Annotated in this window: 16 protein-coding genes and 1 pseudogene; 6 read left to right on the top strand and 11 right to left on the bottom strand. The window is 62.5% G+C overall.

The window, feature by feature from the left end; all coding sequences use genetic code 11:
- Positions 1–127: 127 nt before the first annotated feature.
- The 3 genes from PQR42_RS16630 to PQR42_RS16620 all read right to left on the bottom strand — a co-directional run bounded on the left by PQR42_RS16630 (position 128) and on the right by PQR42_RS16620 (position 3,413).
- The gene (locus tag PQR42_RS16630; RefSeq protein ID WP_408205435.1) at positions 128–877 is read right to left on the bottom strand and encodes an aldolase; all 750 of its coding nucleotides are present in this window, start codon (positions 875–877) and stop codon (positions 128–130) included.
- A gap of 85 nt (positions 878–962) precedes the next feature.
- Positions 963–2,126 (bottom strand): M20 aminoacylase family protein, encoded by a 1,164-nt coding sequence (locus PQR42_RS16625; protein WP_408386491.1) that lies wholly within the window; start codon positions 2,124–2,126, stop codon positions 963–965.
- A gap of 39 nt (positions 2,127–2,165) precedes the next feature.
- Positions 2,166–3,413: a diaminopropionate ammonia-lyase gene (locus PQR42_RS16620; protein ID WP_408386493.1), complete on the bottom strand. Its 1,248-nt coding sequence runs from the start codon at positions 3,411–3,413 to the stop codon at positions 2,166–2,168.
- Positions 3,414–3,592: 179 nt separating this feature from the next.
- Here PQR42_RS16620 and PQR42_RS16615 point away from each other — a divergent pair, with 179 nt between their 5' ends.
- Positions 3,593–4,069, top strand: a complete 477-nt coding sequence (locus tag PQR42_RS16615; protein WP_408205437.1) for an Lrp/AsnC family transcriptional regulator — start codon at positions 3,593–3,595, stop codon at positions 4,067–4,069.
- Positions 4,070–4,078: 9 nt separating this feature from the next.
- Here the strand turns inward: PQR42_RS16615 and PQR42_RS16610 are convergent, their stop codons facing one another.
- A complete protein-coding gene (locus tag PQR42_RS16610) occupies positions 4,079–5,188 on the bottom strand; it encodes a branched-chain amino acid ABC transporter substrate-binding protein (RefSeq protein ID WP_408386789.1) in 1,110 nt (369 codons plus the stop codon).
- 283 nt (positions 5,189–5,471) lie between these two features.
- Complete coding sequence (locus PQR42_RS16605) at positions 5,472–6,806, bottom strand: aminotransferase-like domain-containing protein (protein WP_408386791.1); 1,335 nt, start codon at positions 6,804–6,806, stop codon at positions 5,472–5,474.
- Positions 6,807–6,969: 163 nt separating this feature from the next.
- Between PQR42_RS16605 and PQR42_RS16600 the strand changes: the two genes are divergently transcribed.
- The 3 genes from PQR42_RS16600 (at position 6,970) to PQR42_RS16590 (ending at position 10,090) form a co-directional block, all read left to right on the top strand.
- Positions 6,970–7,587: a DJ-1/PfpI family protein gene (locus tag PQR42_RS16600; RefSeq protein WP_408205439.1), complete on the top strand. Its 618-nt coding sequence runs from the start codon at positions 6,970–6,972 to the stop codon at positions 7,585–7,587.
- Positions 7,588–8,147: 560 nt separating this feature from the next.
- Entirely contained in the window at positions 8,148–9,263 is a 1,116-nt protein-coding gene (locus PQR42_RS16595) for a glycosyltransferase family 4 protein (RefSeq protein WP_408205440.1), read from the top strand.
- Positions 9,260–10,090 carry a polysaccharide deacetylase family protein gene (locus PQR42_RS16590; RefSeq protein WP_408493676.1) on the top strand — a complete coding sequence of 277 codons (831 nt, stop codon included), beginning with the start codon at positions 9,260–9,262 and terminating at the stop codon, positions 10,088–10,090. Before PQR42_RS16595 ends, PQR42_RS16590 begins: the two co-directional genes overlap by 4 nt.
- A gap of 81 nt (positions 10,091–10,171) precedes the next feature.
- On the opposite strand, the pseudogene PQR42_RS16585 reads toward PQR42_RS16590, so the two are convergent.
- The 3 genes and pseudogenes from PQR42_RS16585 to ocd form a co-directional block, all read right to left on the bottom strand.
- Positions 10,172–10,795, bottom strand: a pseudogene (locus tag PQR42_RS16585) (phospholipase D-like domain-containing protein); the annotation flags it as partial.
- 98 nt (positions 10,796–10,893) lie between these two features.
- Positions 10,894–11,838: a citrulline utilization hydrolase CtlX gene (ctlX, locus tag PQR42_RS16580; RefSeq protein ID WP_408386497.1), complete on the bottom strand. Its 945-nt coding sequence runs from the start codon at positions 11,836–11,838 to the stop codon at positions 10,894–10,896.
- A 52-nt stretch (positions 11,839–11,890) separates the two neighbouring features.
- The gene (gene ocd / locus PQR42_RS16575) at positions 11,891–12,952 is read right to left on the bottom strand and encodes an ornithine cyclodeaminase (protein WP_408205443.1); all 1,062 of its coding nucleotides are present in this window, start codon (positions 12,950–12,952) and stop codon (positions 11,891–11,893) included.
- A 226-nt stretch (positions 12,953–13,178) separates the two neighbouring features.
- Between ocd and PQR42_RS16570 the strand changes: the two genes are divergently transcribed.
- Entirely contained in the window at positions 13,179–13,610 is a 432-nt protein-coding gene (locus tag PQR42_RS16570) for an Lrp/AsnC family transcriptional regulator (protein ID WP_132374439.1), read from the top strand.
- Between the two features lie 75 nt (positions 13,611–13,685).
- A complete protein-coding gene (locus PQR42_RS16565) occupies positions 13,686–14,999 on the top strand; it encodes a replication-associated recombination protein A (protein ID WP_408386499.1) in 1,314 nt (437 codons plus the stop codon).
- A gap of 14 nt (positions 15,000–15,013) precedes the next feature.
- Here the strand turns inward: PQR42_RS16565 and PQR42_RS16560 are convergent, their stop codons facing one another.
- From PQR42_RS16560 to PQR42_RS16550, 3 genes are all read right to left on the bottom strand, one after another.
- On the bottom strand, positions 15,014–15,961 hold the full coding sequence (locus PQR42_RS16560; RefSeq protein ID WP_408493675.1) for a TauD/TfdA dioxygenase family protein: 948 nt from the start codon (positions 15,959–15,961) through the stop codon (positions 15,014–15,016).
- Positions 15,962–16,022: 61 nt separating this feature from the next.
- Entirely contained in the window at positions 16,023–17,396 is a 1,374-nt protein-coding gene (locus PQR42_RS16555; RefSeq protein ID WP_408386503.1) for an LLM class flavin-dependent oxidoreductase, read from the bottom strand.
- A gap of 46 nt (positions 17,397–17,442) precedes the next feature.
- Entirely contained in the window at positions 17,443–18,327 is an 885-nt protein-coding gene (locus PQR42_RS16550; protein WP_408386505.1) for an ABC transporter ATP-binding protein, read from the bottom strand.
- Position 18,328: the final 1 nt, after the last annotated feature.

Below are 18,328 nucleotides of genomic sequence, written 5' to 3'. Positions count from 1 at the left end.
AATAGCGGACGATACCGCGCCGAAATGATCGAGGCGGAGCGCCAGTTGGCTTCGCTTCCTCGTCTTTCATTAGTTGCTACTCTGCACGAAACGCGGCGCGGCCGCAACCCCGTCTCGCCGTGGTCCGCTACTCAGGTTCGCCAAGTGTGCGCCTCAACGCCGTGAAGAACAGTTCCGACTGCGCCCGCTCGCTTTGCACCTGATTTGCCACGCGCGCCGCGAGGGCAGGGTTCACCGGCTTCAGTGCCCGCCCCGTGGAAAGCGCCAACACCTGGCTTTGGCAAGCCCGTTCCAGATAGTAAAGATCATCGTACGCGTAGTCGATGCGCTCGCCGCACACCACCACGCCGTGGTTGCCGAGGAACACGATGTCGCTGCCATTCATCGCATGCGCGATCCGTTCGCCTTCTCCGGCGTCCAGTGCCAGGCCGTTGTACTCGCGGTCCAAGGCGATCCGGCCGTGGAAGCGCATTGCGTTTTGCGACAGCGTGGTATCGAGGCCGCAGTCCTCAGTCAGCGTCAAGGCCGTTGCATAGGGCATATGCGTATGCAGCACGCACTGCTTGCCCGCGATGTCATGGACCGCCGCGTGGATGAACATGGCGGTAGGCTCGACCTCATGCCGGCCGGCGATGCGATTGCCGAGACCATCCACGATGACGATGTCGTCCGCCTTGATTTCGCTCCACATCAGGCCGCGCGGATTCAGCAGGAAAAGCCCGCGCTCGCCGGGCAGTGCGATGCTGAAGTGATTGCATACCCCTTCGCCGAGGCCGTGATGCGCGGCGGCACGCAGTGCCAGCGCAAGGTTCTGCCGCAGGGCGACGACTTCCGGGGCGTGAAAGATGGCGTCTTCAACAACCGGGGTAGCTTTCATGATGATGTTTGCGTTCGTAATGATGAGGAGGAGGCGGCCTTTATCGCCGGACTCTCGCCAAACATTGACGAGCTTATCAGCGGTCTCAGGCGAGAGGGAGTGCGAGCCTCGCTATTTCCGCGAAGTATCGCGCACCCGTTAGCAAAATATCGTCATTGAAGTCATACGTTGCATTATGCAACGGCACGCCGCCCGTCTTGCCCGTATCCCCGTTGCCGATGAAGGCAAAGTTGCCCGGCACGACCTGCAGGAAGGCGCCGAAGTCCTCGGAGATCATCATGGGCTGCACGTTGGCTTCGACGTTTTCGGCGCCGACGATATTGCGGGCCGCCGAGACGGCAAGCTCCACATAATCCCCCGAGTTCACGGTCGGTGCAAATTCGTGCGTGTATTCGAACGAGCACTCCGCCCCGTGCGCGTGGCAGATCCCTTCGCTGATTTCGCGCATGCGGGTGGCAAGCATGTGCTGCACCTCCGGCGCGTAGCTGCGCGTGTCGCCTTTGATCGTCACATTCGACGGGATGACGTTGCGAATGCCGTCCGTGATGAACTCGGTGCAGGAAATCACCGCCTGTAAGCCCGGATCCAGGTTGCGCGAAACGATGGTCTGAAGCGCCAGCACGATTTGCGACGCGATCACGATGGGATCCACGCCCATGTGCGGCCGCGCCGCGTGCGTACCGCGCGCCTTGATATGGATGACGAAGTTATCCTCGCTCGCCATGATTCCGCCGGCTCGGGTCGCGAATGTTCCGATCCGCTGGCCAGGCATATTGTGCGCACCGAAGATCGCGTCGACAGGGAAGCGCTCGAAGAGTCCGTCGCTCATCATCGCTTTTGCGCCGCGGCCGTGTTCCTCCGCGGGCTGGAAGATAAACCGCACCGTACCGTTGAAGTCGCGCCGCTCGCCAAGCAGGCGCGCCGCGCCGAGGATCATGGACATGTGGCCGTCGTGACCACACGCGTGCATCTTGCCGTGCGTACACGACGCATGCGAACGCTCAGGCGCGTTTTCGAGGATATTGAGCGCATCCATGTCGGCACGCAGTCCAATCACGCCTTTTCCCGACCCAACGGTGAGATTGGCCACGAGTCCGGTACCGCCAATTCCACGGTGAACCTCGAGGCCGAGTGTTTGCAGAATGTTCGCCACGTAATCGGCGGTCGCGACTTCCTCGAAGCCGGTTTCCGGATGCCGATGCAGATGCTGTCGCCAGCTTTTCAACTGCGATTGCAGGGACGTTTCCATGGTTTCAGATCCTGTTCGAATTCAATGCATGTCGACGCGTCATGCCATATCTGCCGATGAGTGGGCGAGGTGGCCGAGCCAATCGGCCTGGCGTTCCAGGACCGATGCAGCCGTTTCGCCCACGCATTGCGCGTAAACGGAGGGCGCGGTCGCGCCTTCCGTACTGATGACGAGCACTCGCGAATCCGCATTCAAGCCGACCGCTCGCGCCAGATTCGCGTCGCACATTAGCGCGGTCAGACCCGCGAAACCCGCAGCGCCCGACTCGCCAACCACCAGCGGCACATCGCGCCCGGAGCCGCCGGCCAATGTACGCATGGCATCGATCGCATCGTCGTCCTGGATGGTCATGAAGTGATCGATGCAAGGCTGCAGGATTTTCCACGCGAGCGGCGATGTCTCGCCGCAAGCCAGCCCGGCCATCAGCGAATCGATCGCTCCGCGAGTTCTTGCCGCGCGGCCTTCGAGCGCGCTTTGATACAGGCAATCGGCCTGCTGCGGCTCGACCACGACGAAGTGTGGCCGATCAGCGCCATAGGTCTCCCACAGAAAGCTCGCGATACCCGCGGCAAGGCCGCCCACGCCGCCTTGCAGAAAGACGTGGGTAAATGCCGGGACGGCCTGATCGTTGGCGCTTTGCTCGATGACTTCGGCTGCCACGGTTCCGTATCCCTGCATCACGTCGCGAGGAATGTCCTCGTAGCCTTCGTACGAGGTGTCCGAAACGACATGCCAGCCGTTTGCAGCAGCAAGCCGGGCTGCCTCTTCGACCGACTCGTCGTAGTTGCCCGCGATGCGGACGATCTTCGCACCGTACGCAGCGATCGCCTGCTCGCGTTCGACGCTCACATTGGCATGCAGCACGATCACGCATTCACAGCCGACGGTTTGCGCGGCCGCCGCCAGCGCCTTGCCGTGGTTACCGTCCGTCGCGCTGATCACCGTCAGATGCGTGAGCATGTCCTTGCAGCGTCCTTCGATCACGGCGATTGCGTCGAGGTCGTGCATCGGCCAAAGGCGCAGGATCAGCCGGACCAGTGCGATGGGCGCGCCCAGCGCCTTGAAGCTGCCGAGCGGGGAGCGCACGGACTCGTCTTTCACGCATAGCTTCGCGACGCCCAGTCGCGCCGCGGCATCGGGTAAATCCCAGAGCGGCGTTGCCTTTGGATTGAGGTGATCCCAATGCGACAGCCATGCACGGCTTTGCCGGGCCGCCGCCACGTTCAGGATCCGCGTCAGGTCACTGGGGTAGCACGTACGTGACGCATGCTTGTTGGCGATGAGCATTGCAATTGAACTCCGGAAAGACGGTTGGACAACGTGATTTCAGTCGGGAAGCGGACGTGAAGCGCACCCTCGACTCGTCACCTTTCACCAAAATAATATTGCTTGACCCGCATCGATATGACGCAAAATGCAGGTTGTTTATGAAAAAAAATCTCATTTGACTGGGCTGACGCACGACTATGGCCGCGACTCTCGATACCTTCGACAGAAAGCTGCTGCGCGAAATACAGCAGGACGCGCAGATTCCGCAAACCGAGCTTGGGTCACGCGTCAGTCTGTCCACTGCCGCCGTGAACCGGCGCCTGCGCCGTCTTGCCGACGAAGGCGTGATCGAACGGTATGCGGCAATCGTTGCGCCGGAGAAGGTCGGATCGCCGCTCACGATCATCACGTCCATCGAGGTCGAGAGTGAACAGATCGACCTGCTGGACGCGATGAAGCGGACGTTCTCACAGTGTCCGCAAGTTCAGCAGTGCTATTACGTCGCCGGCGAGTGGGACTTCGTACTCGTCATGACGGTGCGGCATATGGAGCAGTACAACGAGTTGACCCGGCAGCTCTTCTTCGCGAACAACAACGTCAAGCGCTTCAAGACGCTGGTCAGCATGAGCCGCGTCAAGGTCGGCTTGACGGTGCCCGTCGATCTCGAGGAATAGACCCGCTCGCTATCTGACGACGCTGCGATCGTGCCAGTCGCCTTGTCCGAACTGGCGAACGGTGATCGCGCCGTTGCGAATGTCGCCATTCGCATCGAACTGGATGGGGCCGGTCACGCCATCTATTTTCAAAGTCTGGAGCTTGGCGAGGTAGACCTTCGGGTCGGTGGAATCGGCTGCCTGCATCGCGCCCGCCATGGCCATCACGGCATCGTATGCATAAGGCGCGTAGAGTTGCACAGGCGTGCCGAAGCGCTGCTGGAAGCGTTTGAAGAACGCATCGCCCTGCGGCATCTTCGAAGGCGGCACGCCTGCCAGCGTGCAGTACGTGTTGTCCGTCATGGCCGATCCGGCCAGCTTGATGAACTGCGGCGTGCACGCTTCATCGCCTGCAATCAGTTTCGCCTTCAGGCCGAGTTTCTGCGCCTGTTGCGCGAACGAGGCTGCCTGCGTATCGCCACCCGTGAACACGATTCCGGTTGGAACATGACTCTTGATCGTGGTCAGCACGGCCATCCAGTTGGTCGTTTTGTCCGTTCCGTATTCTCGAGCCACGACGGTGCCACCCGCCGCCTTGACGGCCTTCTCGACCTCGTCGGCGAGGCCCTGGCCGTATGCCGTGCGGTCATCGACGATGGCAACCCTGGACGCCTTCAGGTCCTTGACGAGGTAGGTGCCGATCACCGTTCCCTGTCTGACATCGTTGGCAACCATGCGAAACACCGACTTGTAGCCTTGCGCCGTCAGCTTCGGGTTGGTCGCGGACTCCGTGATCATCGGAATGCCCGCGTCGGAATAGATCTTGGACGCGGGAATGGACGTGCCGGAATTCGCATGTCCCACGACGCCCGCCACCTTGTCATCGATGAGTTTTTGCGCCACGGTCACTGCCGTCTTGGGATCGGCGGCGTCGTCCTGCGAGTCGAGCGCGAACGTCACGGACTGTCCACCGATACGCAGTTTCCTGCTATTCAGATCCTCGATCGCGAGCCTGACGCCGTTCTCGTCATCCTTGCCGATATGCGAGAGTTCGCCGGTTAGCGGCGACACCTGGCCAATTTTCACGGTGACGTCCGCGCGAGCCGAGAACGGCGACGTCGCTAATGCCAGAGCAAACATGGCGGTGGTGCACTTCAGTGTTTTCACGATCGGGTACTCGCAGAAATGGAGACGGGGCTGACGCATCGGGGCACGACTCAGGGCCTTTTGCTTGTCGCGAAGGCTGATGGAAATCGTACGGTGCCCGCGTGGTAGCCAAAATCGCGTGGGGTGTCGCTCGTGAAATTGCTGATCGAAAACAGCCTGTGGATCGATAATTTTTCCCGGTGGCGCTGGCGTACTGACGACGCGACGACGGCCGTTCGCTATGTCCGACGCAAGGCGCGCTTCCGCTTACGCCGCTTCAATAGGTGTAGGAGGCGATCACGCTTTTAATCTTTTCCAACGACTCCCGGAGTGTGGTCAATTCAACGGACCCGAGCGCCACGCGAATCGCATGGGGTACGTGCTCAGAAGTCGAGAAAGGCTCGGCTGTCGAGACTGAAATTCCCTCGCGCACGAGCGCCATCGCAACCACGTCGGCGCGGACCTCTTCCGCGAGAGGAAGCCAGAGGAAGTAGGACACCGGATGACAAACGCGTCGCAGTCCGGCGAGGACCTCGGCGGCCATCGATTGCCGGACCCTTGCATCCCGGCGCTTCTCTATCTCCAGACGTGTGACCGTGCCATCGTCCAGCCAGCCGCAGGCAATGGCGGTCATTACGGCGGCCGTGTTCCAGGTGGTGGCCCGGATCGCACGCTCGATCGGTGCGACCCAGCGATCGGGCGCGGCAACGAAACCGACTCGCAGGCCGGTGGCGATGCTTTTCGATAGCCCCGAGACGTACACCGTCGTCTCAGGCGCGAGCGCTGCCAATGGGGGCGGCGGGTCTTCCGCGAGGAAGGCATACGCGGCGTCCTCGATGATGAGCAGTTCGTGCTTTCGGGCAATCGACACCAACTCGTGCCGGAGATGCGCCTTCATGACCCAGCCTAGCGGGTTATGGAGTGTCGGCATCGTGTAGATGGCACGCACTTTTCTGGTTCGACACAAGCGTTCGAGCGCGTTCAGATCGGGGCCCTGGTCGGAAACCGGAATCGGCGCCAGTTCGAGCCGGATCGTTTCGGCTAGCACCTTGAAGCCCGGATAGGTCAATGCGTCGACCGCGACCACATCGCCGGGCTTCAGGAGCGCCAGAACGGTAGCTGTCAGACCATGCTGCGCGCCGTTCACGATCACGACCTGATCGCCTTTGACCGCCAGCCCTCGACACGCCAGATGACGTGCGACGATCTCCCGTTCATGCGTGCGGCCGCCGTGCGGCTGATAGCGCAATAACGCATCCAGATCGCCGGAGGACGCGAGCTGGCGCAGGGCGCTTCTGAGAAGTTCGGCCTGGCCGGGGAGGGACGGATTGTTGAAATTGAGGTCCGCCAAACCCGCGGCGCCGGCATGCTGGTCGATGCCCAGGCGCGGAGGCAAGGATATTTCTCGCACGAAGGTGCCGCGGCCGGTTTCGCCGCTGACCAATCCCATCGCCCCGAGCTCGGCATAGACCCGCGACGCGGTGACGAGCGCGAGTCCCTCCTTGGCGGCGAGCTGCCGGTGAGTCGGCAAGCGCGTGCCGGGCGCGAGGCGTCCAGTGCGAATATCGGCCGACATTCTGTCGACTAGCAACTTGTACCGGGAGGTGGGCATGCGCAAATGTATCCATGACAATTATTTGATTGTATTGATTCTCGGCCATACGATGCCGTATCGCAACTCTGTTTGCGCAACTGCGGGACTGGCCGACTTTCATTGGCGTGGCCTCATGTAGCGGCGGCAAACAGCAAGCACCCCTGGACTCGCGGAGCACATCATGCACATCGCCATTCTTACTTTCGAAGGCTTCAACGAACTCGACTCGCTTATCGCACTCGGCGTCCTCAATCGCGTCAAGAAGCCGGGCTGGCGGGTGTCGATCGCCAGTCCCACCGCGCGGGTCAAGTCGATGAATGGCGTGGTCATCGAAGCCCAGGCTTCACTGCAAGAGGCTTGTGATGCGGACGCGGTGATCGTGGGCAGCGGCAGACAGACACGTGAAGTTGTCGCCGATAGCGCATTGATGGCGCAATTGCAGCTCGACCCGTCAAAACAGCTGCTGGCCGCGCAATGCTCGGGCACGCTCGTACTCGCCAAGTTGGGCCTGCTCGAAGGCGTGCCGGCCTGTACCGATCTGACGACCAAGCCGTGGGTCCAGGAAGCGGGTATCGACGTGTTGAATCAGCCTATTTTCGTCAGCGGAAACGTGGCGACCGCCGGGGGCTGTCTGGCTTCGACCTACCTCGCCGCCTGGATCATCGCCCGTCTGGAAGGGATCGACGCGGCGGAGAGCGCATTGCATTACGTCGCTCCCGTCGGAGAAAAAGAGGCCTACGTGTCCCGCGCGATGGGCAATATCATGCCGTTCCTCGAAACGAAGCTGACAATGGCGTAAGCCAACAGAGCAAAACAACAGCGCGGCCTATCGATTATTCCTCTTATGAAATCGGTCATTTGAGGAGGTCGCTCTGCACATTGCGGCGGTCCGCTCCGCCGCAATACGCCCGGTCTCGATCGTTCGAAACCGCAGTCGCCGCCGCGGCAAAAACTGAAGGCATCCCCGACGCCCTCGACGCACGCTAAACGTCATTCCCAGTCAAGCGCTTTCTGCGTTCACTCCTTTTCCCCGCCGCATCAACTGCGCAAAAACCAACACTTACCCGGCGACAACGTTTGCGCCGATTCAAACCGCCGGGATCAGTATGTTTGGCTATTTACAAAACGGGAAGCTACCCAAATACTCCCGCCACAACTTGAAAGTTGAGTGTCAACGAGAAGTCATGCCAGTCCGTTTAACACGGACGTCACCCGTCACCGGCTGACGCAACTTCAAATTCGCTTCCCCCCATGAACACAGCGTTTGCCCCAAGGTCGCAGCAGTCCGGGGCAAATATTACAAACCATTACGAACCGGGTCGTCGTCCATAGGAAGGGCGCCGGGGAGCCAGTCAGCGCATGAAAGCATTAAGTGTTCTTCATAGTGAGTCGTCGCGGGGATGGGGAGGCCAGGAGGTTCGCACGCTCAAGGAAATGATCGCGTTGCGGGCGCTGGGTCACAACGTCGAGCTGGTTTGTCCGGAAGACGCGCGCCTTGGTATTCGCGCGCACGCTGAAGGCTTCCAGGTGCATCACGCGCGCATGCGCGCTGGCGCGGACCTGCGCTCCATGCTCACGATCCGCTCGCTGCTCGAGCGTCGTCGCTTCAATGTGCTGAATACGCACAGCGGCCATGACAGCCTCGTCGCCGGCATGGCGGGGCGGCTCGCGGGAACGCCGTTCATCGTGCGCACGCGGCATCTGGCGTTGCCGATAACGTCGCTCGCCACGTACAACTGGATTCCTCATCGCGTTGTCGCGGTCAGCCATCATGTGCGGAAGTACCTGATCTCCGCCGGCGTGCAGGAACACCGCGTGGAGACGATTTACGACGGCATCCTGAAGCCGGAAGCAGGGACATGCTCCACGTTGCGTGATGAACTCGGACTGGACGCCGAGGCGGTCGTCGCCGGCATGGTGGCGATCGTCCGCGAGAAGAAAGGCCACGAGGATCTGATCGCGGCCGTTAGGCCGATGCTGGCAGAGCGCCCCAATCTGCATGTCGTGATGGCGGGCGACGGCGTGTGGTTCGAGAAGATCAAGACGATTGTCGATGACATGGGCTTGTCCCATCGCATTCATCTGCTCGGCTTTCGCACGGACATCACCAACGTGCTGCGTGGCTGCGATCTGTTCGTTTTGCCCACCCATCAGGAAGCGCTCGGACAATCGTTTATCGAAGCGATGGCGGTGGGTCTGCCGGTGATCGGCACGCACGTCGATGGCGTGCCCGAGTTGATCGACGACGGCGTGAATGGCCTGCTGGTGCCGGCGCACGACATCGATTCATTGCGGAGCGCGCTCGCGCGTCTGATCGACGATGCGCCCCTGCGCGCGCGCCTGGGGCTTGCCGCGCGTCTGAAGACCGATAGCCGCTTCACGGTGGACGCCATGGCGAACGAGACGATCGACTGCTACATGCGCGGCATCTACGCCCGGCGCGCTTACTACGGCGAACGGCGGGCGGCGGCATGACGAAGTTCGCGCGCGCGGTGCCCGTGCTGATGTATCACCACATCAGCACCTCGCCAGGCATGATCACGGTGTCGCCGGAACACTTCGCCGCGCAAATGGCGTATCTGGCCGGCGCGGGTTACACGACCGTCGGCAGCGCGCAACTGTCGGCCTATCTGGCGGGAGAGCCCTTGCCGAGGAAGTCCGTCGTGCTGACTTTCGACGATGGCTATCTCGACAACTGGGTGCATGCGCATCCGATTCTGCAGGCACACGGATTGACCGCGCTGTGCTTTCTGGTGACGAGCTGGATCGGCGAAGGACCGGTGCGTGCGCACGCGCGTTCGGGCGGCGTGGTACCCGCGTTGCTCAATCACCGCGATGGCGAAGTAGCGATCGAAAACGGCGAACCCGATCGCGCCATTCTTCGATGGTCTGAGATCGACGCGATGCGTGAAGCCGGCACGTTCGAATTTCACAGTCACACGCATAGCCATGTGCGATGGGATCGGGTATCCGCTAATGCAGAGAAAAAATGCGCCGGGCTGACACGCGATCTCGCCAGCGCACGCGCCATGCTGGAGCAACGACTGGGCGCCGTATCGGATCATCTGTGCTGGCCACAGGGATACCACGACGGCGACTACCGCCGCATCGCGGCTCAGGCCGGCTTCCGGCACTTTTACACCTGCGAGACGGGTTCGAACTATGCGGGGCGTCATGACGGCGCGGCTCGCTCGATCACTCGCCTGGAAGTACGTGACCGGCCGGCTTCGTGGCTGGCCTCGCGGTTATGGGTGCATACGCGGCCCGCGATCAGCCGGGCGTATTTGAGGATCAAACGGTAACGCGCTGGAGTCTGACTTTTCGCCGCTGCAACATTGCCACATGCGCACGGTCGTCGTGACGTCCCATGCCAAGTCGCGCCGTCACAACTCCGACTCGATCGGCAACAAGCCGAGAAACCAGATGCCAACACGCTTCATGCTCGACACGCCGGGTTCGTCGAGTTCGCTGACCTTGCCATCCGGCGCGGTGTCGATCCAGACGATCCTGCTCGTGCCGTTTGCATCCGTGCGGGCTTCGAGCCGCCACGCGATCTGATCGAGCTTCGGCTCGAGTCCATCCACGACTTGCGCCGCAAGCGGGGCGCTTTCGCAGTACACGCCGATTTCCGTGTTGAGCGTGATCGAACGAGGGTCGAGGTTCATCGAGCCGATGAAGATGCTGGTTCTGTCGAACACATAGGTCTTCGCATGCAGCGAGGCTTTCGATGAACCCAGAATCGACTTCTTCCTCTCGCCGGTGTTCCCGTCGGCGTTCTTGTCAACATCGGGCTTCAATTCGTACAGATGCACGCCGGCGTCGAGCAGATCCTTGCGATAACGCTGATATCCCGCGTGAACCGCGGCGACGTCGGTGGCGGCGAGCGAGTTCGTCAGCACCGTGACGCGCACGCCGCGCTGTGCTTGCGCGCGCATCCATTCCACGCCTTTTTTGCCGGGGACGAAGTACGGCGAGATGATCAGCACTTCCTTCGCGGGCTCGATACTTCCATGGTTATGCCCTTCAATCGTGCGTGTCCGTAAGATAGCTGCAAGCGTGGGGCGCGTCGAGTGGAGCGTCGGTTGCACCGCCATCCGGAGCGCGTTCAGACGGGTCGCCGCGACAAATGAATGCCCCCCAGCACGCAACGCACCGAGCCCCCGGCCATTTCGACGGTGGGAACGCGCAGCGGCAGCAGTCGGGCAGAACGTTCGATCAGCGCTTTCTGCCGCGCCGTCAGGCACGACGCGGCCCGTTCCGAAAGCGCGAGCACGCGTCCATCGCTGCCGGATAGTTCGAGCGCGTTTGCGGCAAAGTTGCCGATCTGCGACGCGTCGAGATCGATCACGACGCGTCCGCTTTCCATCAGACGCGCCCGCACTTCGGCGCGCCGACGTTCATCGGCGATCAGGTCTAGCCCGATCAACGCGAACTCTGTCGCGACGCTCATCATGACGTTGGTGTGATACACCGCACGACCTGTTGAGTCGACGGCGTCGAAGCATACCGGCTCGAAGTTGAAGTTCGTGCAGAATCGTTCGAGCGCCACCGGATCCGCTCGGCGCGAGCGCGCCGTATACGCAATGCGCGCGATGTGATCCAGCACCATGGCTCCGGTGCCTTCGAGAAACACGTCGTCGTATTCGAGGCCCGAATAGTCGATGACGTCCTGCACCCGATACTGTGCCTTGAACATCTCGATCACATCCGTTCTGCGCTCGCGCCGGCGATTGACGCAGTGCATCGGATACAACGCGACGTGGCCGCCGGGATGCGTCGAGAACCAGTTGTTCGGGAACACGGAATCGGGCGTGCCCCGTGATCCGTCGTCCTCGAAGAGATGAACGCGCACGCCCGCGGTTTCCAACGCCGCCGCGGCGGCCGTCACTTCGTCATAGGCGGCGGCCGCGAGCGACTCCGCTTCCTGGCGACCTGTGAGACCGCCTGTGCGCTGAAACGCGTTGTCACTTGCCGTCTCGGGGTTGGGATAAAAACAATGCGGGCGGATCACGACGACAGCGGAAGGCGCCTGAATCGACAGAAGGCTCATGGATAGGGATCGCGGGAGTAAGAGGGCGTGCGCGTCGAGGGCGGGCTGCGCGTCAGGCCGACGCCAATGCGTGGTCGGTACGAGCCTGCGCCATGGCGGCCGGTGCGAGTTCGCCGAACAGATCCTTCGGATCCGCGGCAGGCGGAATCAGCGCGACTTCAATGCCGACATCGTGTGTCTGCGCCAGCGCATGCAAATAGCGCAGTGCCGAATAGTCTTCGAGCGCGAAGCCGACGGAGTCGAATACGGTGACCTGTCGTGCGTTTTCGCGTCCTTCGATCTCGCCACGCAACACGCGCCACAGTTCGATCACGGGCGAGTCGGCGGCCAGTTGCTGAATCTCGCCTTCAATGCGGGTCTGCGGTTCGTACTCGACGATCACGCGGCTCATGTTCAGCACATCGGCATGTAGTTCGGTCTTGCCCGGACAGTCGCCGCCCACGGCGTTCAGATGCATGCCCGGTTCGATCATGTCCGGCGTGATGATCGTTGCGTAGGCCTTGTCGGCGGTCACGGTCGTGACGATATCGGCGCCGCGCACCGCTTGCGCAACCGACGTCGCGCGGACAATGCGCAATTGCGGCCACGCCGCAAGATTGCGAACGAGTTTGTCCGTGGCATGGCGGTCGACGTCGAACACGCGAAGCTCGTCGATACCTAGAAGCGTATGGAACGCAATGGCCTGAAACTCGCTTTGCGCGCCATTGCCGATCAAGGCCATTCGTCGCGAGTCGGGACGCGCCAATGCCTTGGCCGCGAGCGCCGAGGTCGCCGCGGTACGCAGCGCCGTGGTCAAGGTGAGTTCGGAAAGGAACAGCGGATAGCCGGTATCCACCGAGGCCAGTGCGCCGAACGCCATGACGGTTTGCATGCCGCGCTCGGCATTGATGGGATGGCCGTTCACGTATTTGAAGGCAAACAGTTCCGCGTCGGCCACGGGCATCAACTCGATGACGCCGAGTCGCGAATGGCAGGCGACGCGCGGCGACTTGTCGAACTCGCTCCAGCGCAGATAGTCGGCCCGGATGGTCTGGGCAAGTTCGTCGAGAAAGCGCGGCACACCGATATCGGCGACGAGCCGGTACGTTGCAGGTACGTCGAGGAAGCGGGTCATGGGGATGTCTCCGTTGTTGCTGCAGGCTCCGAAGCGGAGCGATAGCGAAATTATTCCGTGCCCCCGCGCCAACAAAAAGACAACAAACATTGCAGTTTTGCGCGCTGAAGTGTCAAGATGCGCACTCGGAATGCGCGTTTTGTACAATTCGCGCTGCTATCTGACCCAGGTTTGCTCGAAGCAGCCTGAACGGAACCCGGCCTGAAACCGGCGTAGGCACAAGAAAATGATCGATCTCGATGACATCGACCGGCAGTTGATTGCCTTACTGCGCGACGACGCGCGCATGTCCGTGGTGACGCTGGCGAAGCACTTGCGCGTCGCTCGCGCCACGGTGCAAAACCGGCTGACGCGGCTGGAAAAGAGCGGCGTGATCGTGGGCTATACCGTGCGCCTGAAACCCGCGGCGGAGGCGCACCGGATCCGGGCGCTGATGTCGATTGCGGTCGAAGGCAACCGCGCGGCCGACGTGCTCAAGGTGCTTCGCGGCCATCCCAATGTCGCGACGATCCACAGCACCAATGGGCGTTGGGACCTCATCGCGGAGTTGCGGGCGGATTCACTGGAAAACTTCGATCGGGTGCTCGGCGCGATTCGCTTGATCGACGGCATCGCGAGTACTGAAACGAGTATTCTTCTGTCGACTCACAAGATATAACGGCGTGTTTTTGCGGCCACTCAAATCCGTGGGCCCGCACGTCCGCCACCGGAAAAGCCGCTCACTATCCGCACCATGACCGACCTCTTTGCCACCCAGCCTCGCGCGCCGCTCGCCGAACAGCTTCGGCCCGAATCGCTCGACGACGTCGTCGGGCAGTCTCATCTGCTGGGCCCGGGTAAGCCGCTGCGCCTCGCACTCGACTCCCAACGTCTGCATTCGTTCATCCTGTGGGGGCCGCCGGGCGTCGGCAAGACGACGATTGCGCGGCTTGCCGCGCGGGCTTTCGACTACGAGTTCATCGCCGAGTCGGCCGTCGCCGCCGGCGTCAAGGAACTGAGAGAAGCCGCCGCGCGTGCCCAGCAGATGCTCGACCACCGGGGCCGCTCGACCGTGCTGTTCCTCGATGAAATTCACCGGCTCAACAAAAGTCAGCAGGACGCCTTGCTGCCGCACGTGGAAACGGGCCGGCTGACGCTCATCGGCGCGACCACGGAGAACCCCAGTTTCGAGGTCAATAGCGCGCTGCTGTCGCGCGCGCAGGTGTATGTGCTCAAGCCGCTATCCGACGAGGAATTGCGGCAGCTCTTCGGGCGAGCGCAGGCGGTGTTGGGCGAACTCGAGTTCGAGCCATCCGCGCTTGACGCCGTCATCGGTTTTGCCGACGGCGATGGCCGCAAGTTTCTGAACCTCGTCGAGCAGCTCGCCAATGCCGCGACAGCGGCTGGGCTCACACGCATCGACACGAGCTTCGTCAGCACCGCGTCCGCCACGACGACACGGCGATTCGACAAAGGCGGCGAGGAGTTCTATGACCAGATTTCCGCGCTGATCAAATCGGCCCGCGGCTCCGATCCGGATGCGGCCTTGTACTGGATGGCGCGAATGATCGACGGCGGCGTCGACGTGCGTTATCTCGCGCGCCGCATCATCATCCTGGCGAGCGAGGAGGTGGGCAATGCGGATCCGCGAGCGTTGCAGGTCGCGGTGAACGCGGCCGAGGCCTACGAACGGCTCGGCTCGCCCGAAGGCGAACTGGCGCTCGCTCAGGCCCTCGTGTATATCGCCGTCGCGCCGAAGTCGAATGCGGTCAGCATGGCGTGGCATCAGGCGTTGTCATTTGTGCGCGGCGACCGTACGCGAGCGGTGCCGCTGCATCTTCGCAATGCGCCGACGCAACTCATGAAGGATCTCGGCTACAAAAAGGACTATCGCTACGCGCATGACGAACCGGATGCATACGCGGCGGGCGAGCATTACTTTCCGGAAGACGTCGCCGCACAACGCTGGTATCAGCCGGCGCCGCGCGGACTCGAATCAAAAATTGGCGACAAGCTCGAGCACCTGCGCGAACTCGACGCGCAGGCGCGGGGGAAACCGAAGCGGTAGATGCGTCTTTGTCCTCAGTTCAACGCGACCGCAGCGGCGGCGCTCACGGGCGAGCCTTCTATCGCCACCGACTGCGCGCCGTCCGGGCCAACGGGCACGTCGCCGACGAGCGTCGTGCGATACAGTTGCCGGTCGAAGTCGAGATCGAAAATATCCGTGGGCGCGAGGTGGGCCGTCGCCCGGTTGTCCCAGAACGCGACGCTGCCTGCCTCCCATTTGAAGCGCACGGTGAACTCCGGCCGCGTCACATGTTCCCAGAGCAGTTCGAGCAACACCTGGCTTTCACGCGGGCTTACGCCGACGATCGACTTCAGGAAGCTCGGGCTCACATAGAGCGCCCGCTCGCCCGTTTCCGGATGAACTCTGACAAGCGGATGTTCCGTGACGAGCGTGCGTTGCTCGACGGCTTTGACGAACGCCTCCGTTCCACTCGCGCCGGCCGGCGGCGTGAAACGGTGCAGCCCGCGCAGACCATCGACGAACGAGCGCAGCGGTGCGGAAAGCTTCTGATACGCGGCCACCAGGTTGGTCCACTGCGTGTCGCCGCCGTAAGGCGGAATCGTCACGCCGCGCAGGATCGACGCCCACGGCGGATTGAGCGCGGCCGTCACGTCCGTATGCCAGCCGGTCCACGGGCGTTGCAGCGTTTGCCCTTCGAAACGCGTCGCCTTGCGGTACTTCGAAATCGAGTAGATCTCCGGATGACCGTCCACGTGGCCGAACACCGGATGCCCCAAGGTCAGTTCGCCGAACTGCGCCGAGAACGCAACGTGCTGCTCATGCGTGAGGAACTGCTCGCGAAAGAATACGACGCGCAACTTCAGAAGCGCAGCACGAATCTCCGCGATCTGGCGCGCATCCAGCTCCTGCGTGAGATCGACACCATGAATTTCCGCGCCGATGTGCGCGGAAAGCGGCGTGACCTGAATCGACTGTATATCCTGCACTGCGGCTGCACTCATGAAAAGCTCCTGATGTCCTGATGAAGAGAACGTGTCCGACGGCGCGAATGCCGTCGCTTGATCAGCTTGCTATGGCGGCGACGTGCTGCGTCGCTGACGCATAGCGATTCACGGGGCGCGGCAGCCCGAGGTTGTCACGCAGCGTGCTTCCCTCGTATTCCGTGCGGAACAGTCCACGCCGTTGCAACTCCGGCACGACCCGTTCGGCGAATTCCGTCAACCCGCCCGGCAACCATGGCGACATGATGTTGAAACCATCGGCGCCTTCTTCTTCAAACCACTGCTGCAACTGGTCCGCAATGCTCGTCGGTGTGCCGACCACCTGTTGATGGCCACGCGCCCCCGCGATGCGCAGATACAGATCGCGGATCGTCAGGTTCTCGCGCCGCGCGAGATCGAACAGCAGCCGTTGACGGCTCTTGCCGCCATTCGTTTCCGGCAATTCAGGCAGCGGCCCGTCGACGGGATACTGCGAGAGGTCCACGCCGCCGGACATGTTCGACAGCAGCGAGAGACCCACGGTCGGATGAATCAGGTCCTGCAGCGCGGCGAATTTCTCCTCGGCTTCCTCCTGCGTGCGGCCGACAATCGGGAAAATGCCCGGCATGATCTTCAGATGATCCGGCGCGCGCCCATACTTCGCGAGACGCCCCTTGACGTCGCGATAGAACGACTGCGCTTCGTCGAGCGTCTGATGCGCGACGAAGATCACCTCCGCGGTCTGCGCGGCGAGCTCGCGCCCCGCCTCGGACGCGCCGGCCTGCACGACGACCGGCCAGCCCTGCGGCGAACGCGCGACGTTCAGCGGTCCGCGCACCTTGAAGTGCTTGCCCGCGTGGCCGAGCACGTGCAGCTTGTCCGGGTCGAAGTAGACGCCGCTCTCCTTGTCGCGGATAAACGCATCGTCTTCCCAGCTATCCCACAGGCCCGCCACGACGTCGTAGAACTCGCGAGCGCGCTCGTAGCGGACCGCGTGATCCGGATGGCGATCGAAACTGAAATTGAGCGCCTCGGATTCCGTGCTCGACGTGACGAGATTCCAGCCCGAGCGGCCGCCGCTCAGATGGTCGAGCGATGCGAATTTGCGCGCGAGGTTGTACGGCTCGTTGAATGTCGTGGAGACCGTCGCGATCAGGCCGACGTGTTTCGTCACGACCGAGAGTGCCGACAGCAGGGTCAGCGGTTCGAAATGATCGGCGCGCGCGGTGCGGGACAGCGAGGGCAGATTCGTGTCGCGCACGCTCACGCTGTCGGCGAAAAAAATCGCGTCGAATTTGGCGCGCTCGGCGATCTGCGCGAGTTCCGCGTAGTGCGCGAAGTCGAGGCCGCCAGTCGCATGTGCATCGGGGTGTCGCCATGCGGCGATGTGATGGCCTGTCTCCATCAGGAAGGCGCCCAGTCTGATCTGTCGCTTCGGCTGTTTTTCGCCGCTCATCGTCTGCTCCGTGAAGGTTTGTTGTGGGTGTGAGTGACCGCGTGCGTCACCATGCGAGCCGCCATTCGGCGATCGGCGGACTGGCCACTGGAATGCGCGTGCCGCCGTGCGGTCTGTCATCACCACGGTCATCGCGATCCTCGCGCGGTTCGCGTTGTGCGCCGTCGTGCTCGGCGAAGTCGGCCAGCACTTCGTCGCGCAAACGGATGAAGCGCGGATCGTTGCGCTCGCGTGGCCGCGGCAACGCCACATCGACGATCCGCTTGATGCGGCCCGGCCGCGGCGCCATCGTGACGACGCGGTCGCCGAGGTAAAGCGCCTCATCGACATCGTGCGTGACGAGGATCATCGTGATGCGTTCGTGTTCCCAGATGCGCTGCAACTCGTTCTGCAAACGGCCGCGTGTGAGCGCGTCGAGCGCGCCGAACGGCTCGTCGAGCAGCAGCACGCGCGGACGATTGACGAGGCCGCGCGCGATCGCCACGCGCTGCGCCATGCCGCCCGACAATTGGTGCGGGTAAGCATTTTCAAAGCCCCTGAGGCCGACCAGCGCGATATGTTCCGCCACGGCTTCGCGTTTCTCGCGCGCGGAAAGCGGCGCGTTACGCAGCGCGGCGAGAATGTTTTGCGATGCCGTGAGCCACGGAAACAGCCGGTGATCCTGAAAGACGATCCCGCGTTCGAGCGACGTATCGCGGACCTTGTCGCCCGCGACGACGATGTCGCCGCTATAGTCGGTGTCGAGTCCCGCAATCAGCCGCAGCAAGGTGGATTTGCCGCAGCCGCTCGAACCGAGCACGCTGACGAACTCGCCCGCGCGCACGCGCAGGCTGATGTCGTCGAGCACCGCGAGCGGCGCACCGCCTTGCTGCGCGTAGCGCTTGCTGACGTGAAGAATGTCGATGCTGTCGGAGAGCGTGGAAGCAGTCATG

The sequence above is a fragment of the Paraburkholderia sediminicola genome (assembly GCF_046027355.1).
Taxonomy (GTDB): domain Bacteria; phylum Pseudomonadota; class Gammaproteobacteria; order Burkholderiales; family Burkholderiaceae; genus Paraburkholderia; species Paraburkholderia sediminicola_B.
This window is presented reverse-complemented; position numbering and strand designations above follow the sequence as displayed.